Genomic DNA, 21,519 nt, shown 5'->3' with positions numbered 1-21,519 from the left:
GCTACCAGCGCCGGGCCGCCCCGCCCCGGCGACCCGCGCGGATCCCACCCGAACGGGTGCGGGGGCCCTCCGGGCGGGGCGGGGCCTGTCGTTCGGGTCTCCGTGGAAGAAGGAGCGGTGTCCGGTGCGTGCAGCTGCAAGGCGGAGGAGGGAGGCGACGCGGAGCGTCGTTGACCGACGAGAACGCGGCAGATGCGCGTGCCGGACACCGCGACGCCACGGAGACCCGAACGACAGGCCCTCAGGCCGTGGCCGGCTGCTGGGCGCGGCTCACGTCGTACACACCCGGGACGTCCCGCATCGCGCGCATGAGGCTCGGCAGCCCCGCCGCGTCGGGGAGTTGGAGCGTGTACGTGTGCCGGACGCGCTGCTCGCTGGGCGGTTCGACGGTCGCCGAGACGATCGCCGCGTCCGCCGTGGCGATCGCCTCCGTCAGGTCCGCGAGCAGCCCGGGACGGCCGAAGGACTCGGCGTAGAGCGTGACCCGGCATTCGGCCGCGTCCCCCCAGCTCACCCCGACCGGCGCCCGGCCGAGCGCCTTCATCCGCCCGACGGCGGGGCACTCCTCGCGGTGGACGGTGACGGCGCCGCCGCGTACGGCGAAGCCGACGGCCGCGTCGGGCGGCACGGGCGTACAGCAGCCCGCGAGCCGTACCGTCGCGCCCGGCAGGTCCACCACGGCGTTGGACGCCCCGCGCCGGTCGGCGGTGAGGGCGGCGGGCGCCCGGGGCGTCGCGGCGGGCGCCTTGACGCTCTCCGGGTGCGCGGCCAGCCACCCGGTGATCGCGATCCTGGCGGCGGGGGTACGGGCGTGGTCGAGCCATTCCGGGGAGGGCCCGGACGCCGCGTCGTGGGACAGGAGCAGCTGGACGGTGTCCCCGTCCCGCAGGACCGTACTGAGCGTCGCCAGACGGCCGTTGACGCGCGCGCCGAGGCAGCTGTGCGCCGCCTCGCCGTACTGCGCGTACGCGGCGTCCACGCAGCTCGCCCCGGCGGGCAGCCCGAGCATGCCGCCCTCGGCCCGGAAGACCGTGATCTCGCCGTCCTGGGCGAGGTCCGCGCGCAGGGTGGTCCAGAAGGTGTCCGGGTCGGGGGCCGCCTGCTGCCACTCCAGGAGCCGGGAGAGCCAGCCGGGCCTCGTCGGGTCCGCCCGCTCGCCGTCCTGCGGCTCCGCCACGTCCACGGAGGCGTACGGGTTACCGAGGGCGACCACGCCCGCCTCGGCGACGCTGTGCATCTGGTGCGTACGGATGAGGACTTCGGCGACGGCGCCGTCCGGTCCCGCGACCGCCGTGTGGAGCGACTGGTACAGGTTGAACTTGGGCGCGGCGATGAAGTCCTTGAACTCGGAGATCACCGGGGTGAAGCAGGTGTGCAGTTCGCCCAGCACCGCGTAGCAGTCGGCGTCCTCGCCGACCAGCACCAGCAGCCGGCCGAAGTCGGTGCCGCGCAGCTCGCCGCGTTTGAGCCGGGAGCGGTGCACGGACACGAAGTGCCGTGGCCTGACCAGGACTTCGGCGGTGATGTCCGCCTCGCGGAGCACCTGCCTGACGTCCTCGCAGATCGCGGCGAGGGCGTCCCCGGCGGTGGCGTTGTCCGCGATCAGCGCGCGGGTGCGGGCGTACTCCTCCGGGTGGAGGATCGCGAACACCAGGTCCTCCAGCTCGGTCTTGAGCGCCTGGACGCCGAGCCGTTCGGCGAGCGGGATCAGGACGTCGCGGGTGACCTTGGCGATCCGGGCCTGTTTCTCCGGGCGCATCACCCCGAGGGTGCGCATGTTGTGCAGCCGGTCCGCCAGTTTGATCGACATGACCCTGACATCGTTGCCCGTCGCCACCAGCATCTTGCGGAACGTCTCCGGCTCCGCCGCCGCCCCGTAGTCGACCTTTTCCAGCTTGGTCACCCCGTCGACCAGATAGCAGACCTCCGCGCCGAACTCCGCCCGTACCTGATCAAGCGTCACGTCCGTGTCCTCGACGGTGTCGTGGAGCAGGGAGGCGGTCAACGTCGTGGTCTCCGCGCCCAGTTCGGCGAGGATCAGCGTCACGGCCAGCGGATGGGTGATGTACGGCTCGCCGCTCTTGCGGAACTGCCCGCGGTGCGAGGCCTCCGCCAGGACGTACGCCTTGTGCAGCACGGAGAGGTCGGCGTCCGGGTGGTGTGCCCGGTGCGCGTCGGCCACATGGCCGATGGCGTCCGACAACCGCCCTCTGGAGGCAGGCCCCAGCAGCGCGGCCCTGCCGATCCTGCGCAGGTCGATCCGGGGAAGGCCGCGTCTGCGGCCGTGGGCACCAGGGCTGGTGGCCTCTGCGCTCATGGGGCACCTCCGGCAGCTTCGACCGGCGGCGGAGGAGCAGGAGCGCCCTCCGGGCCGGTGCTTGATGCTACCGAGCCCACCACGTGGTCCGGACCAGCTCCCGCCCAGCGTGAAACTGATCACTCGTTCGAGCGAACATTCGGTGTCGATCCGTGCCCTCGCGACACCTTCGCGACACCCTCTCGGCCGGCTTCTCAGCCGAACAGCGTTGCCTGCCAGGCGGGTTCGAGGTGACCTTCCGCCACGATGACGGCGGGGCCGGTCATCTCGATGCCGCCGTCCGGGCGTTCCGTGACGACCAGCCGGCCGCCGGGGAGGTCCACGGTGTACGTGACGGGCTCTCCGGTCACCGCGGGGTCCACGCCGTCCCTGCGGGCGGCGGCGACGGCCACGGCGCAGGCGCCCGTACCGCAGGAGCGGGTCTCCCCCGAGCCGCGTTCGTGGACGCGCATGGCGACGTGGCGGGGACCGCGCCCGACGACGAACTCGACGTTCACCCCGTCGGGGTACGCGGTCGCCGGGGTGACGGCGGGCGCGGTGAAGAGCGTGCCCGCGTGGGCCAGGTCGTCGACGAAGGTGACGGCGTGCGGGTTGCCCATGTTGACGTTACGGGCGGCGGTGGCGCGGCCGTCCACGGTGACCGTCACCTCGCCCCCGGGGAGCACCGCGCGGCCCATGTCGACGGTGATGTCCCCGTCGTCGGCGCCCGGGCCCTTGGCGAGGTGCACCTTCTTCACCCCGCCCCGGGTGGCGACGGCGAGGTCGCCCGGCTCGACCAGCCCGGCGCGCCGCAGGTGGCGGGCGAAGACGCGGACGCCGTTGCCGCACATCTCCGCGACGGACCCGTCGGCATTGCGGTAGTCCATGAACCACTCGGCCTCGCCGGCCATGTCCCGCGCCTCGGGGTGCGCCGCCGACCGGACGACGTGCAGCAGCCCGTCGCCGCCGATGCCGGCCCGCCGGTCGCAGAGCGCGGCCACGGCGCGGGCGGGCAGGTCGATGACGTTGTCCGGGTCGGGAATGATCACGAAGTCGTTCTCGGTCCCGTGACCCTTGAGGAAGGCGATCGGTGCGGCGGATGCCGTCGGCGAGGTGCTCACGCCATCCATCGTACGAGGTCAGGCCCGCGAGGCCAGGCGTACCGGATCGGACGTACAGGATCAGGTGTACGGCATCACGCGCACGTAAGCACGGGGTACGGAATCGCGCGTACGGAATCGGGCACCGCTCAGCGCAGCCGGGCGACCCGCCACACGGCGAGGGCGACCACGGCCGCGCCCACGGTGACGTACAGGGCGATGACCCGCCAGTCGGGGCGCTCCCCGGAGGCCCGGGCGGGCAGCCCCGGCCAGGCGTGGCCCACCTTGCGGGCGGCCATCATGCCCCAGCCGGCGGCGCAGCAGCTGATCAGCAGCCCCAGCATCGCGACGACCGCGCCGCCGTCCCCCGTACCGAAGGCGAGCGGGAAGGCGAACATCAGGGACCCCACCGCGGCGAGCACCACGATCGGCGCGAGCTGCCAGATCCGCAGCCTGCGCTGCGGTCGCAGTTCGACCTCGACCTCCGGGGTGGTGGTCTCCTCGTCGGGCCCGTCGGGACTCAGGCGCGGCGCGTCCTCCTGGGTCTGCCGCGCCGCGGGGTCTCCGTCGCGAGGGCCGGCCTCCATCGCCACGCGCCCTCCCAACTCGGACTCCACTGGTCGATCGATGCTCGATGATGGCACGCTCGCGGGTACGGGAATGACGGCCTGAGCGTCCCGATGCCATCACGTGATCAGGCTGTGACCGCTCGTTCGACCAACGTCAATGCCCGGTGCGGGAGTTCCTCGCGGTGCTCCGTTCCGCCGCTCAGCCAGTGCACGCGCGAGTCGCGGCGGAACCACGAGTCCTGACGTCGTGCGAAGCGCTTCGTGGCCCGTACGGTCTCGGCCCGCGCCTCGTCGTCGGTGCACTCGTGCGCGAGCGCGGCGAGCAACTGCTGGTAGCCGAGGGCGCGGGAGGCCGTACGCCCGTCCCGTAGACCCCGCCCCTCCAGGGCGCGTACCTCGTCCGCGAGCCCCGCCTCCCACATGCGGTCGACCCGGCGGGTGATCCGTTCGTCGAGTTCGGGGCGGGCGACGTCGACGCCGATCTGGAGTGTGTCGTACACCGCTTCGTGGCCGGGGAGGTTGGCGGTGAACGGCTTGCCGGTGATCTCGATCACCTCCAGCGCCCGGACGATGCGGCGGCCGTTGCTGGGCAGGATCGCGCGGCCGGCCGGGGGGTCGGCGGCGGCCAGCCGGGCGTGCAGCGCGCCGGAGCCGCGGAGGGTCAGTTCGTCCTCCAGCCGCGCGCGCACCTCGGGGTCGGTGCCGGGGAAGTTGAGGGCGTCGATGGCCCCCCGTACGTACAGCCCCGAGCCGCCGACCAGCACCGGGGTACGGCCCGCGGCGAGCAGCCGGTCGATCTCCACCCGGGCGAGCCGCTGGTACTCGGCGACGCTGGCGGCCTCGGTGACGTCCCAGATGTCCAGGAGGTGGTGCGGGACCCCGGCGCGCTCCTCCGTCGTCAGTTTGGCTGTCCCGATGTCCATCCCCCGGTAGAGCTGCATGGAGTCGGCGTTGACGACCTCACCGTCGAGTTGCCGGGCGAGATGGACGCCCAGATCGGACTTGCCGGCCGCGGTGGGACCGACGACGGCGATGACCCGTGGTGCGCGAGCTGCGGTTCTCACCTGCTCAGTCTCGCAAACTCCGGGCCTCCGCCCGAACGAGTTGTGTGACGGAACGATTCCGGAGTGCGTTCGTGACGCTGAAGCGTAATCTGGAAGGGAGATATGAGCGTGATGGGCTTATTTGTCCACTCATGTGTCGTTCAAGGGAAGGTGGGCCATGGGCCTCATGGATACGTTCAGGGCCAGGCTGTCCCCGGCCAAGGACAAGGTCGCCGACCTCGCCCAGCAGCACGGTGGCAAGATCGGCGACGGGCTGGACAAGGCAGCCCGCACGGTCGACCAGCGGACCAAGGGCAAGTACAGCGACAAGATCGACTCGGGTGCGGGCAAGGCCAAGAGCGCGTTGGACCGTCTCGCGCACATGGACGACGGCGGCACGGCGTCCGGCGGCACCACCCCGGGGAGCGGCACGCCCGGGGGCACCCCGCCCGGAGGGACCCCGCCTCCCCCGGCCTGACCTGTCGGACCTGCCCAACCTGTCGGACGGTCAGGACCAGACCGCCACCAGATAACCCACGCCGTACGGCGCGCTGTCATGGAGCAGCGCGCCGTCGAGGCCCGCCCCCTCGGCGGCGCCCGCGAGGATCTGCCAGGGGGCCCGCCCGGCGGCCTGGAGGTCGTACGCCAGCTCCGCGTCCAGGGCCTTCAGGGCGGCCACGTCGGCGGACCCGAGCGCGCGTGCCACTTCCTCGTCGAAGGGGGCCGCCCGCTCGTCGAGATATCCGGGCGCCTGGAGCGTCCGGCACGCGCTGGCGTCGCCCATCACCAGCAGGGCCGTCCTGCCCGGCTCCCCGGCGATCTCCCTGCCCGTCTGGACGCACCGCTCGGTCGCGAGGGGTTCCCCCACACCGAGCCCGGTCACCGGCGCGGCCGTCCAGCGCGCCTGCTCCAGCAGCCAGGCGGCGACCGCGAGGGAGGCGGGCAGCGCGCGAGCCGACGCCGTACCGGGGCCCGCCGACGCGCCGGCTCCCCCCGCGCCGCTTTCGTCCGGTTCCGGTACGCGGCTCTCGCCGAGCCGGACCCGTACATCCACTCCGAAGCCCTCGAAGGACCCGCGGGCACCCCCCGGATACGCCCCGCGGGCGGCCTCCCCGGCGGGTCCGACGACGACCAGCCGGTCGGGCCGCGCGGCTGCCAGGACCCCGAGGGCGTCGGCGCACGCGGCACGCGTGCCGGCCAGTTCCGCCCGGGCCCCCGCCGCGACGGCGGGCACGAGCAGCGGCGGACAGGGGCAGACGGCGGCGGCGACCAGCATGTCCGCACCCTAACGCGGGCGCGGACGACGCCTCACCCGGCGGAGCAGCCGCCCGACATCGCGGGCAGCGGCGCCGGCACCCCGACCGTCGGCAGTCCCAGCAGGACCCCGGCGGGCTTCGGCGCCTGGGCGGCGTTCCGCCGCTCCCAGGCGTCTCCGGCGCGGGTCCGCCGTACCGCGTCCGTGGGCCCCTCGGCCAGCAGGTGGTGCGGCGCCGCGTACGTGATCGCGACGGTCACCACGTCGCCGGGGCGCACCTCCTCGCCGGGCTTGGTGAAGTGGACGAGCCGGTTGTCGGGCGCGCGGCCGGAGAGGCGGTGCGTGGCGCCGTCCTTGCGTCCCTCGCCCTCGGCGACCATCACCTCCAGCGTGCGGCCGACCTGCTTCTTGTTCTCCTCCCAGGAGATCTCCTCCTGGAGGGCGGACAGCCGCATGTACCGGTCCTGGACCACGGCCTTGGGCACCTGGCCGTCCATGTCGGCGGCGGGGGTGCCGGGGCGCTTGGAGTACTGGAAGGTGAAGGCCTGGGTGAACCGGGCCGCGCGGACCGCGTCCATGGTCTGTTCAAAGTCCTCCTCGGTCTCGCCGGGGAAGCCCACGATGATGTCCGTGGAGATGGCCGCGTGCGGGATCGCGGCGCGCACCTTGTCGATGATGCCCAGGTAGCGGTCCTGCCGGTACGAGCGGCGCATCGCCTTGAGCACCCGGTCGGAGCCCGACTGCATCGGCATGTGGAGCTGCGGCATCACGTTCGGCGTCTCGGCCATCGCCGCGATCACGTCGTCCGTGAAGTCGCGCGGGTGCGGCGAGGTGAAGCGGACCCGCTCCAGGCCCTCGATCGTGCCGCAGGCGCGCAGCAGCTTGGAGAACGCCTCGCGGTCGCCCATGTCGGAGCCGTACGCGTTGACGTTCTGGCCCAGCAGGGTGATCTCGGAGACGCCCTCGCCGACCAGGGCCTCGATCTCGGCCAGGATGTCGCCGGGACGGCGGTCCTTCTCCTTGCCGCGCAGCGCGGGCACGATGCAGAAGGTGCAGGTGTTGTTGCAGCCGACCGAGATGGAGACCCACGCGGCGTACGCGGACTCGCGGCGGGTCGGCAGGGTGGAGGGGAACGCCTCCAGCGACTCGGCGATCTCGACCTGGGCCTCTTCCTGGATACGCGCGCGCTCCAGGAGGACCGGCAGCTTGCCGATGTTGTGCGTACCGAACACGACGTCGACCCAGGGCGCGCGCTCGACGATCGTGTCGCGGTCCTTCTGCGCCAGACAGCCGCCGACGGCGATCTGCATGCCCGGCCGCCTGGTCTTCATCGGGGCGAGCCGGCCGAGGTTCCCGTAGAGCTTGTTGTCGGCGTTCTCGCGCACCGCGCAGGTGTTGAAGACGACGACGTCGGCGTCACCGTCGGCGTCCCGGGGGGCCCGGACGTACCCGGCGTCCTCCAGGAGCCCCGACAATCGTTCGGAGTCGTGGACGTTCATCTGACACCCGTAGGTGCGGATCTCGTAACTTCGGTTAACGCCCACTGACTGTCTCCGGTCGCCGCTGCTCATCGGACCAGGGTAGGCGGTGGCGGGGACACGCCTCGAACCCCGCTCCCCGGAGTGGGCGAAGCCTGGTCAGTGGCGGCAGCCGGGTGGCAGGATCGCGGCATGGTCTCCCCCTCCCCGGGCATCAGCCGCAACCGCGCCCTCCGGGGCGCCGCCGCGGCGCTGGTGGTGCTCGGCCTGCTGGCGTGGTGGCTGCTGCCGATCGGCGACAGCACGCCCAGCGGTGCGGTGACCTTCAGCACCGGGGTCAAGAGCGGGGTCTACTACCAGTACGGCGAGCTGCTCAAGGAAGACCTCGCCGCCGACCTGCCCGACGTGTCCGTCACGCTCAAGACCAGCCAGGGCTCCCCGCAGAACCTGACCTGGGTGGCGACGGGCAAGGCCGACTTCACCATCGCCACGGCCGACGCCGTCTCGAACTACATCACGGAGAAGAAGGCCGGGTGGGAGCGGCTGCGCGGCTGCGCCCGGCTCTACGACGACTACGTACAGCTGGTGGTCGCCAAGGACTCGAAGATCCGGTCGGTCGCGGACCTGCGCGGTGCGCGGGTGGGGGTCGGACAGCCGAAGTCGGGGGTACGTCTCGTGGCGGACCGGGTGCTGGAGGCCGCCGACCTGGACCCCGCGACCGGCGTCAGGGAGGTCTTCGCCGGGATCGACAAGATGCCGGGCAAGCTCGAACGGGGCGAGCTGGACGCCTTCTTCTGGTCCGGCGGCCTGCCCACCACGGCGGTGGAGGATCTGTCGAAACGCTTCGCCGTCCGGCTGGTGCCGCTGGACCCGTCGCTCGTCGCACGGCTGCACGCGGCGGGTCCGTCCGGCACCCGCTACTACCGCTCGGCGGCGATGCCCGCCGACGCCTACGTGGACGCCCCGAGCGCCCAGGACGTGCCGACCATAGCGGTGGCGAACCTGCTGGTCACCACGGACCGGATGGACGCCGCGCTGACCGAGGGCTTCACCCGCACGGTGATCGACAGCCGGGACGGGATCGGCAAGGAGGTGCACTCCGCGCAGCTGGTGGACCTGCGGACGGCGATCTACACGGACCCGCTGGACCTGCACGAGGGCGCCGTACGCTACTACGAGTCGGTCAAACCCTGAGGCGCGCGCCGGCGTGCGTTCCGTACGCCTGAACTCGCCGTACGCCCGGGCTCCCCGCCCCCGTCACTCCCGGTCGGACGACCTCGGCACGCGGAGCGTCACCCGCAGCCCGCGCGGCTCGCCGTGCGCGTACGCGATGGACCCGCCGCCCACCGTCAGCAGGGCCCGGGAGATCGACAGCCCCAGCCCGGAGCCCTTGACGTTCTGATGGCGGTTGCTGCGCCAGAACCGGTCGCCGATGCGCGTGATCTCGTCGTCCGTCAGCCCCGGCCCGCCGTCGTTGATGACCAGCGTGGACATCGCCCCCTCGCGCCCCGCCGTCACCGTCACCTCTCCGCCCGCCGGGGTGAACTTCACGGCGTTGTCGATCACGGCGTCCAGCGCGCTGGAGAGCGCGATGGGATCGGCCCAGGCCGTGACGGCGCCGCCCTCCCGGGTCAGCGTGACCCCCTTCTCCTCCGCGACCGGCCGCCACGCCGCGACCCGCTCGGCCGCCAGCTCCCCGATGTCCGTGAGCCGCAGCTCGGCGGAGGCGTGCTCGGCCAGCGCCAGGTCCAGCAGGTCGTCGAGCACCTGGGCCAGCCGCTTGCCCTCGGTGCGTACGGAGGCGATCTCCTCGTTCCCCTCGGGCAGTTCGAGGGCCAGCAGCTCGATCCTGAGCAGCAGGGCGGCGAGCGGGTTGCGCAGTTGGTGCGAGGCGTCGGCCACGAAGGCCCGCTGCTGCTCCAGCACGTCCTCGACGTTGTCGGCCATCTCGTTGAAGGAGATCGCGAGGCGCCGCAGCTCCGGCGGCCCGCCGGCGGCGGCGACCCGTGAGTTCATCCGGCCCGTGGCGATGTCGTGGGTCGCCGCGTCCAGCACCCGTACGGGCAGCAGCACCCAGCCCGTGAGCCGGATCGCCGCCCCGACCGCGACCAGCATCGCGGCCATCTCGCCCGCGGCGATGACCAGCCAGCTCCGGAGGACGCGCGACCGCATCCGGTCGGTGGGCGAATCGGTCACCACGACCGCGACGACGTCCCCGTCCCGTACGACGGGCGAGTCGACGATCAGCCGGCCGTCCTCCTGCCACGGCCAGACCTGCTCGGGGTCGTCGCTGCGGCGCCCCAGCAGCGCCTCGTCGAACGCCTGGCGGCCCTCACCGGAGGTCGGGATCGAGAACGTCCTCGGCGCGCGCGCCATGACCCCGTAGCCGTCGCGCAGGAAGACGCCCACCTCGATCCCGTACACCTCGTGGTAGCGCTTCAGCTCCTCCTTGAGCATGTCGAGCCGCTCGTCGGCGCCGTCGCGGCTCTCCGCGACGAACTGCGCGAGCGCGGCGACGCGCGCCGCGTCGTCGATGCGGTCGACCACCACCCGCTGCTGCTGCGAGGCGGCGAGGAGCACGGCCAGCGGGAAGCCGAGGGCGAGGAGCACACCGGCCATGAGCACGATGAGCAGCGGCAGGAGTCGGCTGCGCACGGGGCGTTACGCACCCTCGTGGGCGTCCGGGACAACCAGGCGGTAGCCGACGCCCCGGACCGTCTCGATCACCGCGGGCATGCCGAGCTTGGCGCGCAGGGACGCCACGTGGACCTCCAGCGTCCGGCCGGTGCCCTCCCAGCTGGTGCGCCAGACCTCGCTGATGATCTGCTCCCGGCCGAACACCACACCGGGCCGCTGCGCGAGCAGGGCCAGCAGGTCGAACTCCTTGCGGGTCAGCTGGACGAGCCCGCCGTCCACGCTGACCCGGCGGGTCAGCAGCTCCAGGGTGAGGCGCCCGAGCCGCCGGGCGGTCCCCTCGTCCTCCGCCGCCGACTCGTCGGCGCCCGCCTTGCGGCGGCTCACGGCGTGGATACGGGCGAGCAGTTCGCCGGTGTCGTACGGCTTGACGACGTAGTCGTCGGCGCCGAGGTTGAGGCCGTGGATCCGGGAGCGCACGTCGGCCCGCGCGGTCACCATGATCACCGGCGTCGTGGTGATCCGGCGTATCTTGCCGCAGACCTGGAAGCCGTCCTGGTCCGGCAGTCCGAGGTCGAGCAGCACCACGGCGAACGGCTCCTTGCCCGCGTTGGCCGCGGGCAGGAGGGACTGGAGCGCCTCCTCCCCGCTGCGGGCGTGCACCACCGCGAACCCGTGCTTGGCGAGCACCGCCGACAGCGCGGCGGCGACATGGTCGTCGTCCTCGACGAGCAGCAGCCTCATGGCCCCCCTCCACCCTCCTGATCACCGACTGACCACCGTCTGATCACGGTCCCGGACGCGGACCCCGACCCGTACCCGGTCACGGTACGGACGGGTCGTCCCCGCTCATGGTGTCGTCCCGGCCAGGACCGGGCCATGACAGCCGGGTTTCCGTTACCCACCCGTTCTCCTCCCGTTCCCCGCCCACCGCCCCTCTTCGCCCGGAGTGACCGGTTGAGGCCGGATCGTGATGCTCAAGTTCAGCTCAGATCTGCTGACGCTGATAGCGGTGCGTGATTAGGGTCCTCCCCAACCGAGTGGGACGGAGCAAAAAGCCGATGAGCGGAGTGTCAGTGACCAAGGGCCCCGAGGACGCCGTTGCGGCGTCGGACGACCTGGTCGTACTGAGCAACGTCAACAAGCACTTCGGCGCGCTGCATGTGCTCCAGGACATCGACCTGACCATCGCCCGGGGCGAGGTCGTGGTCGTCATCGGGCCCTCCGGGTCCGGCAAGTCCACACTGTGCCGCACCATCAACCGCCTGGAGACGATCGATTCGGGCTCGATCTCGATCGACGGCAAGCCGCTGCCGCAGGAGGGCAGGGAACTCGCCCGGCTGCGTGCCGACGTCGGCATGGTCTTCCAGTCGTTCAACCTCTTCGCGCACAAGACCGTGCTGGAGAACGTCACCCTGGGCCAGGTCAAGGTCCGCAAGACGGACAAGAAGGCCGCGGACGAGAAGGCCCGCGCGCTCCTGGACCGGGTGGGTGTGGGGACGCAGGCCGACAAGTACCCGGCGCAGCTCTCCGGCGGACAGCAGCAACGCGTCGCCATCGCCCGGGCGCTGGCGATGGGCCCCAAGGTCATGCTGTTCGACGAACCGACCTCCGCGCTCGACCCCGAGATGATCAACGAGGTCCTGGAGGTCATGCAGCAGCTGGCCCGCGACGGGATGACGATGGTCGTCGTCACCCACGAGATGGGCTTCGCGCGCTCGGCGGCGAACCGGGTCGTCTTCATGGCGGACGGCCGGATCGTCGAAGAGGCGTCGCCGGAAGCGTTCTTCAGCAATCCCCGCAGTGACCGTGCCAAGGACTTCCTGTCGAAGATCCTGCACCACTGACCGGTCGTCACCGACCGCCCCGCGCACCGGTCGCCCCGCGCGCACCGGTGGCCGGCGACCGCACGATCACCCTTTCGTTTCGTCAGAACCGTCCGTCACCGTCTCACTTGAGGGAAGTCCACGCATGAAGCTTCACAAGGCAGGCGCGTCCGCCGCCGCCGCTCTCGTCCTCGCCCTGACCGCCACCGCGTGCGGCGGCGACAGCAGTGACGACAGCGGCAGCGACGGCGGCGGCAAGATCGCCATCGGTATCAAGTTCGACCAGCCGGGCCTCGGCCTGAAGACGCCGGACGGCACCTTCACCGGCTTCGACGTCGACGTCGCCACGTACGTCGCCAAGGAACTGGGCTACGACGCCAAGGACATCGAGTGGAAGCAGGCGCCCAGCGCCGAGCGCGAGAACCTGATCGCCAACGGTGACGTCAAGTTCGTCGCCGCGAGCTACTCGATCAACGACGAGCGCAAGCAGAAGGTCGACTTCGCGGGGCCGTACTTCCTCGCCCACCAGGACCTCCTGGTCCGCGCGGACGACACCTCCATCACCAAGCCCGAGGACCTGAACTCCAAGAAGCTCTGTTCGGTCACCGGCTCCACCTCGGCGCAGAACGTCAAGGAGAAGCTCGCCCCCAAGGCCGGCCTCCTGGAGCAGGGCGGCTACTCCGAGTGCCTGACGGGCCTGGAGAACAAGACCGTCGACGCCCTGACGACCGACGACTCCATTCTCGCCGGTTACGCCGCGCAGAAGGAGCACGAGGGCAAGTTCAAGCTCGTGGGCCTCAAGCTCAGCGACGAGAACTACGGCATCGGCCTCAAGAAGGGCGACACCGAACTCCTCGGCAAGATCAACGACGCCCTCAAGAAGATGGAGTCGGACGGCTCCTGGCAGAAGGCCGTGACGGCCAACTTCGGCCCGGCCGGCTACAAGAACGAGCCCGCCCCCGCGATCGGCTGACACGGCCCGATCACCGATCACCGATCACTGATCACTGATCACCGACCAGCAGAGACAGCGGTGACGCGCCGCCGGGACGACCGGCGGCGCGTACCGGAAAGCCAACCTGGGGAGAGCGCGGGGCATCGTGTTCGACTTTCTTGATTCCGGGCGGTACGACCTGCTCGGCGCCTTCTGGGTGACCGTGCAGCTCGCCCTTCTTTCCGCGGTCGGTTCCCTGATATGGGGAACGCTGCTGGCCGGGATGCGCGTCAGTCCCGTGCCGCTGATGCGTGCCTTCGGCACCGCCTACGTCAACCTCGTGCGCAACACCCCGTTGACGGTGATCATCGTCGGCTGTTCGCTGGGTCTCTACCAGACGCTCGCGATCACGCTCGGCGGCCAGGACTTCAAGTCCATCGGTTTCCGGCTCGCCGTCCTCGGCCTGGTCGCCTACACCGGCACCTTCGTCTGTGAGGCCCTGCGCTCCGGCATCAACACCGTGCCGGTCGGACAGGCCGAAGCGGCCCGCGCGCTGGGCCTGAGCTTCTTCCAGGTCCTGACGCTGATCGTGCTCCCCCAGGCGTTCCGTTCCGTGGTCGCGCCCCTCGCGAACGTACTGATCGCCCTGACCAAGAACACCACCGTGGCCGCCGCGATCAGCGTCGCGGAAGCGGCCGCGCTGATGAAGACGATGATCGAGAACGAGGCCGACGCGCTCTTCGCCGTATTCGCGGTGTTCGCCTTCGGATTTGTCGTTCTCACCCTTCCGATGGGCCTCATCCTCGGCTGGGTCAGCAAGCGAGTGGCGGTGAAACGATGAGTGCCACCAACGTCCTCTACGACGTTCCGGGACCCGGCGCCAAGCGGCGCAACATCATCTACACGATCGTGTTCCTCGCCGTCCTCGGACTGGCGGTCTGGTGGGTCCTCTCCACCATGGCCGACAAGAACCAGCTGGCGTCCGAGAAATGGAGTCCGTTCGTCACGGATTCCCGGGTCTGGACGACCTATCTGCTGCCCGGCCTCGGGGTGACCCTCCAGGCGGCGGCGCTGTCCGTCGTGATCGCCCTGCCGCTCGGCGCGCTGCTCGGGATCGGCCGGCTCTCCGACCACCGCTGGGTCCGGGTGCCGGTCGGGGTGGTCGTCGAGTTCTTCCGCTCGATCCCCGTGCTGATCATGATGGTCTTCGCGAGCCAGCTGTACGTGCAGTTCACCGACATCCCGTCGGACAGCAGGCCGTTGTACGCCGTGGTGACGGGCCTGGTGCTGTACAACGCCTCCGTCATCGCGGAGATCGTCCGGGCCGGCATCCTCTCGCTCCCGTACGGGCAGACCGACGCCTCGAAGGCGATAGGGATGCGCAAGGGCCAGACCATGACGTACGTCCTGCTGCCGCAGGCGGTCACGGCGATGCTGCCCGCCCTGGTCAGCCAGCTGGTCGTGATCGTCAAGGACACGGCGCTCGGCGGCGCCCTGCTCGGCCTCCAGGAACTGCTCTCGCAGAACCGCACCATCACCGCGAACTACGGCGCCAACACCATCGCCGCGTTCACCGTGATCGCCCTGCTCTACATCGTCCTCAACTTCCTGCTCACGACGTTCGCGGGCTGGCTGGAGAAGCGGCTCCGCCGGGCGCGGAAGAGCACGGGCGCGGTCCTCGGGGCCGGCGACGCGGATCTGGCCAACGGTCCGGGCCAGTCGCAGTCGCACTCGACCACCGGCATCTGAGGCCGCGGCCTCCGAGCACGGCGACGTCCGAGCACGGCGACGTCCGAGCACGGTGGCGTCCTGACATTCAGCAGCGTCCCGGCCGGGGCGGCCGCGCCCCCACCGGGCGCGCGCCGCCCCGGCCGTCGCTTGACGGGGGCATCCCCAATAGGTTGCATACGTTCTGTGATCGCGTACCGGGCTCCAACCGCCACTGACCGCAGGACCGTACGGGCCGGAGGAGTCGCGCCGTGGACCCGGTGATCGTGGCGGGCGCGGGCCCCGTGGGGCTCGCCCTCTCCCTCGCCCTCGCCGCTCAGGGCGTCCCCAGCGTCGTCCTGGACGAAGGCCCCGGCACGGACGACCCGCGCCCGGCCCGTACCGTCGTCCTGCGCTCCGACACCGCTTCCTTCGCCGAGCGCCTCGGCTGCACCACCCTGCGTGACGAGGGAGTCCACTGGGTGGGCTGGCGGTCACTGAGGCGCAAGCAACTGATGCGACAGCAGCCGCTCGGGGAGGACGGCGGCCCGACCCCGCTGCACATCCCGCAGCACGCGCTGGCCCGCGGGCTGCGGGAGGCCATCGCCGGTCAGCCGTTGGTACGGGTCGTGACCGGCAACCGCCTCGACTCGCTGGAGCAGGACGCGCGCGGGGTCAGCGTGCACACGCGCGGCCCCGGCGCGACCTGGTGGCGCGGCAGTCACCTGGTGGGCTGCGACGGCGCCCGGTCCACCGTCCGCAAACTGCTCGGCGTCCGCTTCCCCGGCCGTACGGGGGTCGAGCGCCACGCCGTCGCCGCGCTGCGCGCCGAACTGCCCTGGCCCGGGGAGGCCGTCCTGCACCGGCAGCCGCCGTGGCGCTCCGGCGGCGCGGAGGTCTCCGCCCGGCCGCTGCCGGACGGGGTGTGGCGGCTCGACTGGCTGCTGCCCTCGCGGGACGAGTTGGTCACGCCCGACGCGCTGATCGCCCGTTTACGGGACACCCTGGCCGGCTGGTGCGGCGAGACCCCGCCGTACGAACTGCTCGACACCGGCGTCTACACCCTGCACCACCGGCTGGCCAGGCGGTGGCGGGTGGGCCGGGCGTTCCTCGCCGGGGACGCCGCGCACCTGCTGGGCGCCGTGGGCACGCAGGGCCTCGACGAAGGGCTGCGGGACGCCGACAACCTCGCCTGGAAGCTGGCCCACGCCTGGCACCACGGAGCGTCCGACACCCTGCTCGACAGCTATCAGGCGGAGCGGCGCACGGCCGTGGCCGCGCGACTGCGCGCCGCCGACCAGTCGTTGCCGATACTGCGCGGCGGCGGGGGGCTGCGGACCTATCTCCCGGGGGGCGTACGCGGGCACGACGCGCTGCTCTCGGACGGCCATCTGGGCTTCGGTCCGCTGGGGGCACCGCCGGCCTATCCGCACTCCCCCCTCGCGCCTCCGTACGCCGAGGCGCAGACGGCGGTCGGCACGCCCCCCGGCGCGCCGGTCGACAACGTGCGGGTGACCGCGCCGGACGGGACGACCGCCGGGCTGCGGGACCGGCTCGGGCGGGGACAACTGCTGGTCGTGCTCGTCGCGCCCGGCACCGGGGTGTGGGACCGGCGGCACTGGCTGACCGCGGGGGTCATGCCCCGGTTGGCGGCGGCGGTGACGGCTCTGCCGGTACGGGCGGAGCTGCTGGTCACCGAAGGCTATCCGGGCGCGTCGGCGCACACCGTGCTGCTGGTGCGGCCGGACGGCCATCTGGTGGCGGCCTTCGGTGGGGTGCGCCCCGCCGCGCTGTACGAGGCGGCCGACGCGGCGCGCGGGGGCGACCCGGCGGCGGCCGACGCCCCGTCCGTACCGCCTCCGGCCTCACCGTCCAAGCCGTCCAAGTCCACCAAGCCCTCCAAGTCGTCCAAGCCCTCCGCGCCGTCGGTCACCGGCGGCTCCTGACCACACCTTGAACATCAATTGACCGTCCGCGGGCTCACATGGTGTACTCCGCAACGTGACTGACACCGATGTGCGCCTGTGGCGGAGGGTCCATATGGACCTGGTCCGCTACGCGGGCTGCATCTGTCGCCCTTCCTGCTGATTCGCCCTTCCTTCCGCGCGCCGCCATGCCTCAGGGCGGCAGTGCCTTCCGCGAACTTCTCCAGGACGGTCACCCGATGTCTTCACCCGTACGTTCCTCCGCGCCCGCACAGTCCGCCGACGGCTCCTCCGCCGCGTCGGCGGCCGTCGCCACCGCGGAGATCCCCGCTCCCGCGCCCTCCGGCGTCGCGTCCACCACGCCGTCCGGCGCCTCGCGGCCCGGGCCCACGGCCGCCGAACTGCTCGACTTCGTCCGCCGTGCCGCCGCCGACACCGAGCTGATCGCGACGCTCCCCCTCGACCCCGACGGCCGTACGTGGATCCGGCTGGAGGGGCCCGCGGGCAGCGAGGCGTGGCTGATCGGCTGGCCGCCCGGCACGGGCACCGGCTGGCACGACCACGGCGGCTCGCACGGCGCGCTCGCCACGGCGGCGGGGACGCTCAAGGAGGACTCGCTGGCGGCCCGGCTGCCCACCGAGGGCTGGAAGACGCTGGAGCTGGCCGACGGGGTGGACCGCGAGCGGCAGCTGACGCCCGGGGTGGGCCGGGCGTTCGGCAAGCACCACGTGCACGAGGTGCGCAACGAGTCCGGGACCGAGCACGCCGTCTCCGTACACGCGTACTACCCGCCGCTGCCGATGATCAGGCGCTACAGCCGCAGCGGCGCCGTCCTCCGGCTGGAGCAGGTCGAGGTTCCGGAGGACTGGCAGTGAGCGGCCGCGAGGACACCCACGGCGACGACGCGGCGATAACCACCGGGTCCACGACCGCCGCCGGTGAGCGGGTCGGGATCGACGAGCTGCTGGAGCGGGTCCGCGAGGGCCTCGACCGGGTCGAGGCCCGGGAGGCCTTCGAGGCCGCCGAGGACGGCGCCCTGCTGGTGGACATCCGTTACCAGGCCCTGCGCGAGCGGGACGGGCTGATCCCCGGCGCGCTCGTCGTGGAGCGCAACGAGCTGGAGTGGCGTCTCGACCCGTGGGGCAGCCACCGGGCGGCGGAGGCCACCAGCCACGACCTGCGGGTGGTGGTGATCTGCAACGAGGGGTACGCGTCCAGCCTCGCGGCGGTGTCGCTGCGGCAGCTCGGGCTGCACCGCGCGACCGACCTGGTCGGCGGCTTCCAGGCGTGGAAGGCCGAGGGACTGCCGGTCACCCCGTGAGGTGACGGGCCCGGCCAGGTCTCCCGTACCGGATCGCCCGCGGGCCGGCTGATGTCCCAGCCGGCCCCCTCCACCACCTTTCTCCCCTGCCCTTTCTCCACCGCCTTCCTCCGCTACCGGGCGGCGACCACCTCCACCGGCCGGACCTTCAGTACGGATCTGCCGGGCAGCGCGGTCGCCACCAGCGCGAGCAAGGCGGCGGCGCCGACGACGGCCCCGTACAGCAGCGGTCGTACCGAGGGACCCGCCCCGCCAGTCATCCCGGCGCTGAACGCGGTCAGGACGGCGAGGGAGATGCCCGTGCCGAGCACGGTGGCCGTCAGCAGGAGCGTGAGCGCCTCGGCGCGCAGCATCCGCAGGACCTGGCGGCGCGTGCCCCCGGCCAGGCGGAGCATCGCGAACTCCCTGATCCGCTCCGAGACCGACATGGCGAGCGTGTTGACGACGGCGATCGCGGTGAAGGCCAGCACCAGCCCCATGGCGAGGAAGTTCACCTCGGCGTTGGCCTGCCCCCGTTCGGCCTGGAGGCGGTCGGCACCGGCCGGATCGAGGACGGTCACGCCGGGGAAGCCCGCGACGGCGGCGGTCAGCGCCGCCCGGCCCGCGCCCCTCGCGGCGTCACCCTTCGGCAGGCCCGCGACGAGGACCGTCGTGGCGAGCGGATTGTCCATGTGACCGGCCAACAGGTCGTGCGCGACGGTCAGATCGCCGAAGCCGAGACCGCGTCCGTAGACGGCGGAGACGGTGAGCGCGGCCGGCGTGCCGTCGCCGAGGGTCAGCCGCAGGCGGGATCCCACCCGCAGGTCCAGCTGGTCGGCGGCGAGTTCGCTGATGGCGACCGTGTCCGGGCCGAACCCCTGGAGCGAGCCTCGGAGCAGGTCCGGGTCCCAGGTGCGGTCCAGGCCGGCGGGGGTGACGCCCTGGGCCACGTACGTGTCGAGACCGACGCGGACCGTGGTCCGTACCACCTCGGTGACCGCCGTGACGCCCGGGACCTCACGGACCAGTCCGGCCGCTTCCGACGGGACCCCCGGGCCGCCCGAGGTGAGCACCCAGCCGGCCAGGGTCCCTTCGCGGGCCTGCGCGCGGGCGGCGTCCTCCAGCGTCGGCTGGACGAAGAGGACGGTGCAGGTCATCCCGATCAGCAGGGCCAGCGGGGTGACGGCGGCGGCCATACGGGTGGCGTACGCGCGGACGTTCGCGGCGGCGAGCCTGCCGCCGGGCCCGGCGAGCCGCAGGGGGACGGCGAGCGGCACCATGACCGCCCTCAGGAGCACCGGGCCGAGCAGGGAGACGGCCGTGGCCAGGACCACCACGGCCAGGAACGTCACGGGGGTCGACGCGGGCTCGGTGCGCAGCGTGCTGAGCACGACGACGAGGACCGCCCCGCCGGCCAGCAGGAGCAGTCCGGCGATCAGCCGGCCCCAGGCGGGACGGGTGCGCTCGACGGCGGCTTCGGCCATCGCCTCCGCCGGGCGGATACGGGCGACGCGGCGGCCGGAGATCCGGGCCGCCGCCCAGGCGCCGAGGACGGTGACGGCGACCGCGGCGAAGACCGGGAAGACGCCGGTGACGCGCTCCAGGGTGGCGGGGACGGCGCCCAGGGCGACGAACCGGCTGTGGAGCCAGGCCCCGAGGGGCAGTCCGGCGAGGGCGCCGGTCACTCCGGCCGCCGCGCCGACGAGCAGGGCCTCACGGCCGAGCAGGGCGCGGATCTGGCGGGGGGTGGCGGCGACGGCGCGCAGCAGGGCGAGTTCGCGGTGGCGTTGCTGGATGGAGAGGGTGAAGGTGGAGACGACGACGAGGATCGCGACGAGCAGGGACGTACCGCCCATCGCGCCGCCCATGGAGATGAGCTTCACCCGGGCGCCGGAGGCGTCGAGGAACTCGACGGGCCCGCGGTCGTCGCCGGAGGCGACCTGGGCGGTGGTGCCGTCCAGGGCGCGGGAGAGCGCGGTCTTCAACGCGGCCGTGTCGGTGCCGCGTTCGGGCACCACCGCGATCGCGGTGACCTGCCCGGGGCGGTCCGCCAGCCGCCGGGCCTCGGCCGTGGAGAAGAAGAGCGAGGTCTGCTGCCGCAGGTCGCCGCCTTCGGCGGCGGCGATGCCCGAGACGGTGTAGGTGCGCGGGGCGCGGGTGGACTGGACGGCCAGCCGGTCCCCCGGCCGCAGTCCGGCGCGGCGGGCGAGCGGGCGGTCGATCACCATCTCGTCGGCGGCCTTGGGGGCGCGGCCGCCGGCCAGGGTGAAGGGGGTGAGGGCGGCGGACTCCCAGGCGTGGCCGTACGAGGTCCCGTTCGTCGCGTCCGTACCGCCGCTCAACGGCTGGGCGGGGAAGGTCAGTTCCGGTACGGCGGACCGGACGCCGTCGACCGCGGCGACCCGGCCGACGATGGTGTCGGACAGCCAGGCGCGCTCGGCGACGGGCTTCGCCTTGTGCTTGGTCTTGGTCTCGCCGCCGCCCTTGTGCTTGACCGTCGTCTGATGGACGTTCTGGTCGGCGGAGACGATCAGCGGCGCGGCGGCGTAGCGCTCGGGGGCGATCCGGCCGCGTAAGCCGGTCTCCAGGAGGGTGCCGCAGGCGGTGATGAGCGCGGCGGCGCACATCAGGGCGGCGAAGGCCCCGACGAACCCGGCCTTACGGTGCTTGATCGTCTGGAAGGCGTACCGCAGCATCATGACGCGTCCGTCTCGTCGGTGGTACCGGGGACGCCGTGGGAGGAAACGGAGGCGCCGAGGGCAGGGGCGTCGGGGGCGGGGGCGTCGGGGGCGGGGAACGCGAGCAGCCGGGTGAACACGGGGCGCGCACCGGGCGGGGTCAGCGCGTCGGGCCGCTTGTAGCGGTTGAGGAGCGCGATGTACTCCTCGAAGAACTCGGCCAGTTCGTCACGGGTGAGCCGCATCGTGCCGCGTGAGTACGGGAACGCGTCCGCCCAGTCGCCGAGGTCGTCGCTCTCGCGTTGCAGCCTCTCAAAGAGGTCGAGGTCCGCCGCGTACGCCTGGTGGTTCAACGCGTCCATGAGAACGCGGGTCTCGGGGCTCTGGCGGCTGCGCGGCGGAAACCGCCGGTCGCCGGGCACGGCCCGCCACCAGCGCTCCCCGCGCGGAGTCGCGCCGTCGGTCTGCTCGACAAAGCCGTAACGGGCCAGCTCCCGGAGGTGATAGCTGGTGGCTCCGGTGTTGAGCCCGAGCGCGCGGGCGAGGATCGCGGAGGTCGCCGGCCCGTGCAGGGTCAGGCGTTCGAGTATCTGCTGCCGCCGGGGCTGCGCGAGCGCCTTGAGCGCGGCGAGGTCGGTCGTCGCGCGGCGGCCGGGTTCCTGTTCCATGCCGTCCACAGTGCTCTGTGCACATACCTCTGTGCACTGGAGCGACCCCGCGTCCTGGGGGTAGGGCCACCCCCCTACCGACCCGCTCCCCACCCTTGCCCGAGGC

The 21,519-nt window shown here is 72.5% G+C and carries 20 protein-coding genes; 10 read left to right on the top strand and 10 right to left on the bottom strand.

Annotated features, from left to right (window positions below):
• Window positions 1-241: 241 nt before the first annotated feature.
• From ACIODU_RS15860 to miaA, 4 genes are all read right to left on the bottom strand, one after another.
• On the bottom strand, window positions 242-2,317 hold the full coding sequence (locus ACIODU_RS15860; RefSeq protein WP_356427845.1) for an HD domain-containing protein: 2,076 nt from the start codon (window positions 2,315-2,317) through the stop codon (window positions 242-244).
• Window positions 2,318-2,511: 194 nt separating this feature from the next.
• Window positions 2,512-3,426: a diaminopimelate epimerase gene (gene dapF / locus ACIODU_RS15855; RefSeq protein WP_401767933.1), complete on the bottom strand. Its 915-nt coding sequence runs from the start codon at window positions 3,424-3,426 to the stop codon at window positions 2,512-2,514.
• Between the two features lie 119 nt (window positions 3,427-3,545).
• A complete protein-coding gene (locus ACIODU_RS15850; protein WP_161309421.1) occupies window positions 3,546-3,983 on the bottom strand; it encodes a hypothetical protein in 438 nt (145 codons plus the stop codon).
• A gap of 107 nt (window positions 3,984-4,090) precedes the next feature.
• Entirely contained in the window at window positions 4,091-5,029 is a 939-nt protein-coding gene (gene miaA, locus ACIODU_RS15845) for a tRNA (adenosine(37)-N6)-dimethylallyltransferase MiaA (protein WP_401767931.1), read from the bottom strand.
• A 157-nt stretch (window positions 5,030-5,186) separates the two neighbouring features.
• Between miaA and ACIODU_RS15840 the strand changes: the two genes are divergently transcribed.
• Window positions 5,187-5,486 (top strand): antitoxin, encoded by a 300-nt coding sequence (locus ACIODU_RS15840; protein WP_356427854.1) that lies wholly within the window; start codon window positions 5,187-5,189, stop codon window positions 5,484-5,486.
• Window positions 5,487-5,516: 30 nt separating this feature from the next.
• On the opposite strand, the gene ACIODU_RS15835 is transcribed toward ACIODU_RS15840, so the two are convergent.
• Both ACIODU_RS15835 and miaB read right to left on the bottom strand, forming a co-directional pair.
• Window positions 5,517-6,284, bottom strand: a complete 768-nt coding sequence (locus tag ACIODU_RS15835; RefSeq protein WP_401767929.1) for a class III extradiol dioxygenase subunit B-like domain-containing protein — start codon at window positions 6,282-6,284, stop codon at window positions 5,517-5,519.
• Between the two features lie 32 nt (window positions 6,285-6,316).
• Entirely contained in the window at window positions 6,317-7,834 is a 1,518-nt protein-coding gene (gene miaB / locus ACIODU_RS15830) for a tRNA (N6-isopentenyl adenosine(37)-C2)-methylthiotransferase MiaB (protein ID WP_401767927.1), read from the bottom strand.
• A gap of 99 nt (window positions 7,835-7,933) precedes the next feature.
• Here miaB and ACIODU_RS15825 point away from each other — a divergent pair, with 99 nt between their 5' ends.
• On the top strand, window positions 7,934-8,935 hold the full coding sequence (locus tag ACIODU_RS15825; protein WP_401767925.1) for a TAXI family TRAP transporter solute-binding subunit: 1,002 nt from the start codon (window positions 7,934-7,936) through the stop codon (window positions 8,933-8,935).
• Between the two features lie 63 nt (window positions 8,936-8,998).
• Here ACIODU_RS15825 and ACIODU_RS15820 read toward each other — a convergent pair whose 3' ends face one another.
• Window positions 8,999-10,396 carry a HAMP domain-containing sensor histidine kinase gene (locus tag ACIODU_RS15820; protein WP_356427866.1) on the bottom strand — a complete coding sequence of 466 codons (1,398 nt, stop codon included), beginning with the start codon at window positions 10,394-10,396 and terminating at the stop codon, window positions 8,999-9,001.
• Between the two features lie 6 nt (window positions 10,397-10,402).
• On the bottom strand, window positions 10,403-11,119 hold the full coding sequence (locus ACIODU_RS15815; protein WP_356427868.1) for a response regulator transcription factor: 717 nt from the start codon (window positions 11,117-11,119) through the stop codon (window positions 10,403-10,405).
• Between the two features lie 317 nt (window positions 11,120-11,436).
• Between ACIODU_RS15815 and ACIODU_RS15810 the strand changes: the two genes are divergently transcribed.
• From ACIODU_RS15810 to ACIODU_RS15775, 8 genes are all read left to right on the top strand, one after another.
• Entirely contained in the window at window positions 11,437-12,222 is a 786-nt protein-coding gene (locus tag ACIODU_RS15810; protein WP_356427871.1) for an amino acid ABC transporter ATP-binding protein, read from the top strand.
• Window positions 12,223-12,346: 124 nt separating this feature from the next.
• On the top strand, window positions 12,347-13,174 hold the full coding sequence (locus ACIODU_RS15805) for a glutamate ABC transporter substrate-binding protein (protein WP_356427874.1): 828 nt from the start codon (window positions 12,347-12,349) through the stop codon (window positions 13,172-13,174).
• A gap of 127 nt (window positions 13,175-13,301) precedes the next feature.
• Complete coding sequence (locus tag ACIODU_RS15800; protein WP_327234167.1) at window positions 13,302-13,976, top strand: amino acid ABC transporter permease; 675 nt, start codon at window positions 13,302-13,304, stop codon at window positions 13,974-13,976.
• A complete protein-coding gene (locus ACIODU_RS15795) occupies window positions 13,973-14,884 on the top strand; it encodes an amino acid ABC transporter permease (protein ID WP_161309392.1) in 912 nt (303 codons plus the stop codon). Before ACIODU_RS15800 ends, ACIODU_RS15795 begins: the two co-directional genes overlap by 4 nt.
• Before the next feature lie 230 nt (window positions 14,885-15,114).
• On the top strand, window positions 15,115-16,788 hold the full coding sequence (locus ACIODU_RS15790; RefSeq protein WP_401767922.1) for an FAD-dependent monooxygenase: 1,674 nt from the start codon (window positions 15,115-15,117) through the stop codon (window positions 16,786-16,788).
• 55 nt (window positions 16,789-16,843) lie between these two features.
• Window positions 16,844-16,930 (top strand): putative leader peptide, encoded by an 87-nt coding sequence (locus ACIODU_RS15785; protein WP_401768269.1) that lies wholly within the window; start codon window positions 16,844-16,846, stop codon window positions 16,928-16,930.
• Window positions 16,931-17,006: 76 nt separating this feature from the next.
• On the top strand, window positions 17,007-17,642 hold the full coding sequence (locus tag ACIODU_RS15780; protein WP_401767920.1) for a cysteine dioxygenase: 636 nt from the start codon (window positions 17,007-17,009) through the stop codon (window positions 17,640-17,642).
• A 35-nt stretch (window positions 17,643-17,677) separates the two neighbouring features.
• Window positions 17,678-18,088 (top strand): rhodanese-like domain-containing protein, encoded by a 411-nt coding sequence (locus ACIODU_RS15775; protein ID WP_401768267.1) that lies wholly within the window; start codon window positions 17,678-17,680, stop codon window positions 18,086-18,088.
• 113 nt (window positions 18,089-18,201) lie between these two features.
• On the opposite strand, the gene ACIODU_RS15770 is transcribed toward ACIODU_RS15775, so the two are convergent.
• Together ACIODU_RS15770 and ACIODU_RS15765 are read right to left on the bottom strand one after the other, a co-directional pair.
• Window positions 18,202-20,766, bottom strand: a complete 2,565-nt coding sequence (locus ACIODU_RS15770) for an ABC transporter permease (RefSeq protein ID WP_401767918.1) — start codon at window positions 20,764-20,766, stop codon at window positions 18,202-18,204.
• On the bottom strand, window positions 20,763-21,413 hold the full coding sequence (locus ACIODU_RS15765) for an ArsR/SmtB family transcription factor (RefSeq protein WP_401767916.1): 651 nt from the start codon (window positions 21,411-21,413) through the stop codon (window positions 20,763-20,765). Before ACIODU_RS15765 ends, ACIODU_RS15770 begins: the two co-directional genes overlap by 4 nt.
• Window positions 21,414-21,519: the final 106 nt, after the last annotated feature.

It is taken from the genome of Streptomyces sp. NPDC088261, assembly GCF_044740805.1.
GTDB lineage: Bacteria > Actinomycetota > Actinomycetes > Streptomycetales > Streptomycetaceae > Streptomyces.
Note: the sequence above shows the minus strand (reverse complement) of the source record. Positions and strands in the feature narration are given on the sequence as shown.

What these genes read in the sequence shown, in the direction of transcription:
- ACIODU_RS15860 (WP_356427845.1), bottom strand. Translation starts at nt 2,317, where the DNA reads ATGAGCGCAGAGGCCACCAGCCCTGGTGCCCACGGCCGCAGACGCGGC.
- dapF (WP_401767933.1), bottom strand. Translation starts at nt 3,426, where the DNA reads ATGGATGGCGTGAGCACCTCGCCGACGGCATCCGCCGCACCGATCGCC.
- ACIODU_RS15850 (WP_161309421.1), bottom strand. Translation starts at nt 3,983, where the DNA reads ATGGAGGCCGGCCCTCGCGACGGAGACCCCGCGGCGCGGCAGACCCAG.
- ACIODU_RS15840 (WP_356427854.1), top strand. Translation starts at nt 5,187, where the DNA reads ATGGGCCTCATGGATACGTTCAGGGCCAGGCTGTCCCCGGCCAAGGAC.
- ACIODU_RS15835 (WP_401767929.1), bottom strand. Translation starts at nt 6,284, where the DNA reads ATGCTGGTCGCCGCCGCCGTCTGCCCCTGTCCGCCGCTGCTCGTGCCC.
- miaB (WP_401767927.1), bottom strand. Translation starts at nt 7,834, where the DNA reads ATGAGCAGCGGCGACCGGAGACAGTCAGTGGGCGTTAACCGAAGTTAC.
- ACIODU_RS15825 (WP_401767925.1), top strand. Translation starts at nt 7,934, where the DNA reads ATGGTCTCCCCCTCCCCGGGCATCAGCCGCAACCGCGCCCTCCGGGGC.
- ACIODU_RS15815 (WP_356427868.1), bottom strand. Translation starts at nt 11,119, where the DNA reads ATGAGGCTGCTGCTCGTCGAGGACGACGACCATGTCGCCGCCGCGCTG.
- ACIODU_RS15810 (WP_356427871.1), top strand. Translation starts at nt 11,437, where the DNA reads ATGAGCGGAGTGTCAGTGACCAAGGGCCCCGAGGACGCCGTTGCGGCG.
- ACIODU_RS15805 (WP_356427874.1), top strand. Translation starts at nt 12,347, where the DNA reads ATGAAGCTTCACAAGGCAGGCGCGTCCGCCGCCGCCGCTCTCGTCCTC.
- ACIODU_RS15795 (WP_161309392.1), top strand. Translation starts at nt 13,973, where the DNA reads ATGAGTGCCACCAACGTCCTCTACGACGTTCCGGGACCCGGCGCCAAG.
- ACIODU_RS15780 (WP_401767920.1), top strand. Translation starts at nt 17,007, where the DNA reads ATGTCTTCACCCGTACGTTCCTCCGCGCCCGCACAGTCCGCCGACGGC.
- ACIODU_RS15770 (WP_401767918.1), bottom strand. Translation starts at nt 20,766, where the DNA reads ATGATGCTGCGGTACGCCTTCCAGACGATCAAGCACCGTAAGGCCGGG.
- ACIODU_RS15765 (WP_401767916.1), bottom strand. Translation starts at nt 21,413, where the DNA reads ATGGAACAGGAACCCGGCCGCCGCGCGACGACCGACCTCGCCGCGCTC.